This is a genomic window from Massilia sp. CT11-108 (assembly GCF_047302915.1).
Lineage (GTDB): Bacteria > Pseudomonadota > Gammaproteobacteria > Burkholderiales > Burkholderiaceae_D > Telluria > Telluria orientalis.
Genome location: NZ_JBKYMO010000435.1, coordinates 1 through 4,646 on the forward strand (window position 1 = coordinate 1; position 4,646 = coordinate 4,646).

Genomic DNA, 4,646 nt, shown 5'->3' on the forward strand with positions numbered 1-4,646 from the left:
CGCCAGGCTGTCGCCGCGGCCGCTGGCCAGCACCGGGTCCAGGACGACGGGCAGGCCGGGCCGGCGCACGCGCAGCATGCGGATGATGCCGGCGATGGCTTCCGCGTTTTCTCGGCTGCCGGGAATGCCGATCTTCACCGCGCAGATCGGCATCGTGTCGGCCAGCACCACGGCCTGGCGCAGCAGCAGGCCCGCGTCGACGGGCACCACTTCGCGCACGGCGTTGTTGTCCTGGACCGTCAGCGCCGTCACGAGCGGCAGCGCGTGAGCGCCCTGGGCCGATATCGCTTCGATGTCGGCCTGGATGCCGGCGCCACCCGACGGATCGAGGCCGGCGCACACGAGGACGCAGGGCCGCGTGGCGGTCTCCATCAGATCCGGCCCGCCATCGGCGACGACGGCGAAGCCGCGAATTTGCGCGGCATGCGGCCCGCCAGATACGCTTCGCGACCCGCTTCCACCGCGAGGCGCATCGCACCCGCCATACGCACCGGATCCTGCGCGCCGGCGATGGCGCTGTTCATCAGCACGCCGTCGCAGCCCAGTTCCATCGCGATGGCCGCGTCGGACGCCGTGCCGACGCCCGCATCGACGATCACCGGCACCTGCGTCTGCTCGATGATCAGCGACAGGTTCCACGGATTCAGGATGCCCATGCCGGAACCGATCAGCGACGCGAGCGGCATGATCGCCGCGCAGCCGATGTCTTCCAGCATGCGCGCCTGGATCGGGTCATCGCTGCAATAGACCATCACGTCGAAGCCGTCGCGCACCAGTTCGCGCGCGGCGACGAGCGTCTCGGGCATGTTCGGGAACAGCGTTTTTTCGTCGCCCAGCACTTCTAGCTTGACGAGCTTGTGCCCGTTCAGCAGTTCGCGCGCCAGCTGCAAGGTGTACACGGCGTCCTTGGCGTTGTAGCAGCCCGCCGTGTTGGGCAGGATGGTCCAGCGCGACGGCGGCACCACGTCGAGCAAATTCGGTTCGTTCGCGTGCTGGCCGATGTTCACGCGGCGGATCGCCACCGTGATGATGTCGGCGCCCGATGCTTCGGTCGCGGCGCGCGTCTGTTCCAGGTCGCGGTATTTGCCGCTGCCCACCAGCAGGCGCGAGTTGTAGGCCTTGCCGGCGATGGTGAGCGGCCGGTCCGCATGCGTCGTATTCGTCATGTCGTATTCCTTTTGAGGTTCAGGATCAGCCGCCGCCGATGGCGCGCACCACGTCCACGCGGTCGCGCGCCTGCAGGGGCGTGTCGCGCCAGCGCTCGCGCGGCACGACCTGGCGGTTCACGGCCAGCGCGAGCTTCTGTCCCGCGAGGCCCAGCGATTCCACGAGGTCGTGCAGGCTGGCCTGCGCCGGCAGCGTGTGCGCGGCGCCGTTCAGTTCGATCTCGACCATCCTTATTCCTTGTGATACAGCTCGGCGCCGCGCTTCATGAACTCGACGGCCTTCACCTGCATGCCCTGTTCCAGCGCGGCGTTCGCGGCGATGCCCTGGCCGGCCGCGTAGTCGCGCACTTCCTGCGTGATCTTCATCGAGCAGAAGTGCGGACCGCACATCGAGCAGAAGTGCGCCACCTTGGCGGAATCCTTCGGCAGGGTCTCGTCGTGGAAGGAACGCGCCTTGTCCGGATCGAGGCCCAGGTTGAACTGGTCTTCCCAGCGGAATTCGAAACGGGCTTTCGACAGCGCGTTGTCGCGGATCTGCGCGCCCGGATGGCCCTTGGCCAGGTCGGCCGCATGCGCCGCGATCTTGTACGTGATGATGCCGTCCTTGACGTCGTCCTTGTCGGGCAGGCCCAGGTGCTCCTTCGGCGTCACGTAGCACAGCATCGCGGTGCCGTACCAGCCGATGTTGGCGGCGCCGATGCCGGACGTGATGTGGTCGTAGCCCGGCGCGATGTCGGTCGTCAGGGGGCCGAGCGTGTAGAACGGCGCCTCGTGGCACTGCTCCAGCTGCAGGTCCATGTTTTCCTTGATGAGCTGCAGCGGCACGTGGCCCGGACCCTCGATCATCACCTGCACGTCGTGCTTCCACGCGACCTGCGTCAGCTCGCCGAGCGTCTTCAGTTCGGACAGCTGGGCTTCGTCGTTGGCGTCGTAGATCGAGCCGGGACGCAGGCCGTCGCCCAGGCTGAACGCGACGTCGTACGCCTTCATGATCTCGCAGATCTCTTCGAAATGCGTGTACAGGAACGATTCCTTGTGGTGGGCGAGGCACCACTTGGCCATGATCGAGCCGCCGCGCGAGACGATGCCCGTCAGGCGGTTCGCGGTCATCGGCACGTAGGCGAGACGCACGCCGGCGTGGATGGTGAAGTAGTCGACGCCTTGCTCCGCCTGCTCGATCAGCGTGTCGCGGTAGATTTCCCACGTCAGGTCCTCGGCCTTGCCGTGCACCTTTTCCAGCGCCTGGTACAGCGGCACCGTGCCGATGGGGACGGGGCTGTTGCGGATGATCCATTCGCGCGTTTCGTGGATATGCTTGCCGGTCGACAGGTCCATCACGGTGTCGCCGCCCCAGCGCGTGGCCCACGTCATCTTCTCGACTTCCTCGCCGATCGACGACGTCACGGCCGAGTTGCCGATGTTCGCGTTGATCTTCACGAGGAAGTTGCGGCCGATGATCATCGGCTCCGATTCCGGGTGGTTGATGTTGTTCGGCAGGATCGCGCGGCCTTTGGCGATCTCGTCGCGCACGAATTCCGGGGTGATTTCACGAGGAATGCTGGCGCCGAACGACTGGCCCGGATGCTGGCGGCCGATCATCTGCGCCATGCGCTTGCCCGTGGGGCCGGCGGCTTCCAGCGCGGCGAGGTATTCCTGGCGGCGCAGGTTTTCGCGGATGGCCACGTATTCCATCTCGGGCGTGACGATCCCCTGGCGGGCATAGTGCATCTGCGTGACGTTGCGGCCGGGGACGGCGCGGCGCGGCTTGCGCTGCAGGTTGAAACGCAGCTCGGCCAGCTTCGGGTCGTTCAGGCGTTCGACGCCGTAGTGCGACGACGGGCCGGCCAGTTCTTCGGTGTCGCCGCGCTCGCGGATCCAGTCGGCGCGCAGCGGGGCCAGGCCGGAGCGGATGTCGATGGCGGCGTCGGGATCGGTGTACGGGCCGGACGTGTCGTAGACCCACACGGGCGGATTCGGTTCATGGCCGAACGATGCGGGCGTGTCTGACTGGGTGATCTCGCGCATCGGCACGCGGATGTCCAGGCGGCTGCCCGTCACGTAGACCTTGCGGGAATTGGGCAGCGGCGCGACGGCGGCGGCGTCGACGGTGGCGCTGGCGGAGAGGAATTTCGGATCGGCGTTCAAGTGCACTCCTTGTTGGTCACTGAAGATCGGCGATCCAGCTTGAGGAGTACGAAGATGCGTAGTGCGAACGACGTGCACGCAGACTTTTCGAGCTTCCCTTCGCTGGCATTATCCAGATCAGGTTCAGAGGGTATTTCTCACCCACGCCGTTGATGACGGCGCAGGACCCCTAGCATTGGCGTCGTTTCGTGCAGTCCACGAAACGACGGGACGGAGTGTACGCGGGTTTTATGCGCTTGGCAAACAGGAACCGCGGGTGTGGATTGGTGCATACTATCGGCCTGACTCTTCAGATCCCATCAGAACGAACCGATCCATGGCCCTGCTAACCCATCTGCTGCTGTACCCGATCAAATCCTGCGCCGGTATCGCCGTCCGGTCCGCCACCGTGCTCGAATCCGGCCTGTTCGCACTGGGCGTGCACGACCGCGAATGGATGCTGGTGACGGAAGACGGCCAGTTTCTCACGCAGCGCGAGCATCCACGCATGGCGCTGCTCCGGCCGCTGCCGGATGGCGACAGGCTGCGCGTCCATGCGCCCGGCATGGATCCGCTGGTGTTGCCGCTCGCCTGGGACGCGTCCGCGCCGAAGCGCACGGTGAAGATCTGGGACGACACGGTGGACGCCGCCGATTGCGGCGACGCGGCGGCGGACTGGTTTTCGAATGCGCTGGCAACCCCGTGCCGGCTCGTGCGTTTCCACCGCGACGTCGTGCGCCCGACGAGCACCAAGTGGACGAACGGCGTGGAAGCGCAGACGCGTTTCGCGGACGGTTATCCGCTGCTGCTGATCGGCCAGGCGTCGCTGGACGACCTCACCGCCCGCCGCGGCGCGGCCGGCCGCACGGCGCTGCAGATGGACCGCTTCCGCCCGAATCTCGTCGTCGACGGCATCGATGCCTGCGAAGAGGATTTTCTCGCGACGCTAACGATCGGCGACGTGGAGATCCGTCCCGTGAAGCCGTGCGCGCGCTGCCCGATCCCGTCCATCGACCAGGCGACGGGCATTCCCGGCCCGGACCCGCTGGACATCCTGCGGACCTACCGCGCCAATCCGCGCATGGAAGGCGCCGTGTGCCTGGGCATGAACTGCATCGTGACGGCGGGGGCCGGCAGCGAGCTGCATCTCGGGCAGGAATTGACCACCGAGATCGCGTTTTAATCGAACGTCGCCAGCATCTCGAACGGATAAATACCCCGCCGGTGCCCATCGCTGAACGTCAGGTTCAGCGCATAGGCACCCACCGGCTCGATGGCGGCCACGCACACGATCGGCAATCTGCGCAAGGAAGCGGCGCTGGCGCTGGGCGAGATCGGTTCGCCGGCCGCCCTGCC

At 66.6% G+C, this 4,646-nt stretch carries 6 protein-coding genes and 1 riboswitch; of the genes, 1 reads left to right on the forward strand and 5 read right to left on the reverse strand.

Going from position 1 to position 4,646, the window contains the following annotated elements:
- From ACEN88_RS24725 to thiC, 4 genes are all read right to left on the reverse strand, one after another.
- Window positions 1-372 (reverse strand): bifunctional hydroxymethylpyrimidine kinase/phosphomethylpyrimidine kinase (locus ACEN88_RS24725; RefSeq protein WP_413343942.1); only part of this gene is annotated, 372 nt, incomplete at its 3' end.
- The gene (locus tag ACEN88_RS24730; RefSeq protein ID WP_413343944.1) at window positions 372-1,166 is read right to left on the reverse strand and encodes a thiazole synthase; all 795 of its coding nucleotides are present in this window, start codon (window positions 1,164-1,166) and stop codon (window positions 372-374) included. The genes ACEN88_RS24725 and ACEN88_RS24730, both read right to left, overlap by 1 nt.
- Before the next feature lie 25 nt (window positions 1,167-1,191).
- Window positions 1,192-1,395 (reverse strand): sulfur carrier protein ThiS, encoded by a 204-nt coding sequence (gene thiS, locus ACEN88_RS24735; protein ID WP_105378838.1) that lies wholly within the window; start codon window positions 1,393-1,395, stop codon window positions 1,192-1,194.
- Window positions 1,396-1,397: 2 nt separating this feature from the next.
- Window positions 1,398-3,311, reverse strand: coding sequence for a phosphomethylpyrimidine synthase ThiC (thiC, locus tag ACEN88_RS24740; RefSeq protein WP_413343946.1), 1,914 nt, complete (start codon window positions 3,309-3,311; stop codon window positions 1,398-1,400).
- Window positions 3,312-3,388: 77 nt separating this feature from the next.
- Window positions 3,389-3,492: riboswitch (TPP riboswitch) on the reverse strand.
- A 135-nt stretch (window positions 3,493-3,627) separates the two neighbouring features.
- Between thiC and ACEN88_RS24745 the strand changes: the two genes are divergently transcribed.
- Entirely contained in the window at window positions 3,628-4,473 is an 846-nt protein-coding gene (locus ACEN88_RS24745) for an MOSC domain-containing protein (RefSeq protein ID WP_413343948.1), read from the forward strand.
- Here the strand turns inward: ACEN88_RS24745 and ACEN88_RS24750 are convergent.
- On the reverse strand, window positions 4,470-4,580 hold the full coding sequence (locus ACEN88_RS24750; protein ID WP_413343949.1) for a gamma-butyrobetaine hydroxylase-like domain-containing protein: 111 nt from the start codon (window positions 4,578-4,580) through the stop codon (window positions 4,470-4,472). The genes ACEN88_RS24745 and ACEN88_RS24750 overlap by 4 nt on opposite strands.
- Window positions 4,581-4,646 lie beyond the last annotated feature (66 nt).

Excerpts from the sequence above, each read along its gene's own strand:
- ACEN88_RS24730 (WP_413343944.1), bottom strand. The coding sequence starts at position 1,166 with ATGACGAATACGACGCATGCGGACCGGCCGCTCACCATCGCCGGCAAG.
- thiS (WP_105378838.1), bottom strand. The coding sequence starts at position 1,395 with ATGGTCGAGATCGAACTGAACGGCGCCGCGCACACGCTGCCGGCGCAG.
- ACEN88_RS24745 (WP_413343948.1), top strand. The coding sequence starts at position 3,628 with ATGGCCCTGCTAACCCATCTGCTGCTGTACCCGATCAAATCCTGCGCC.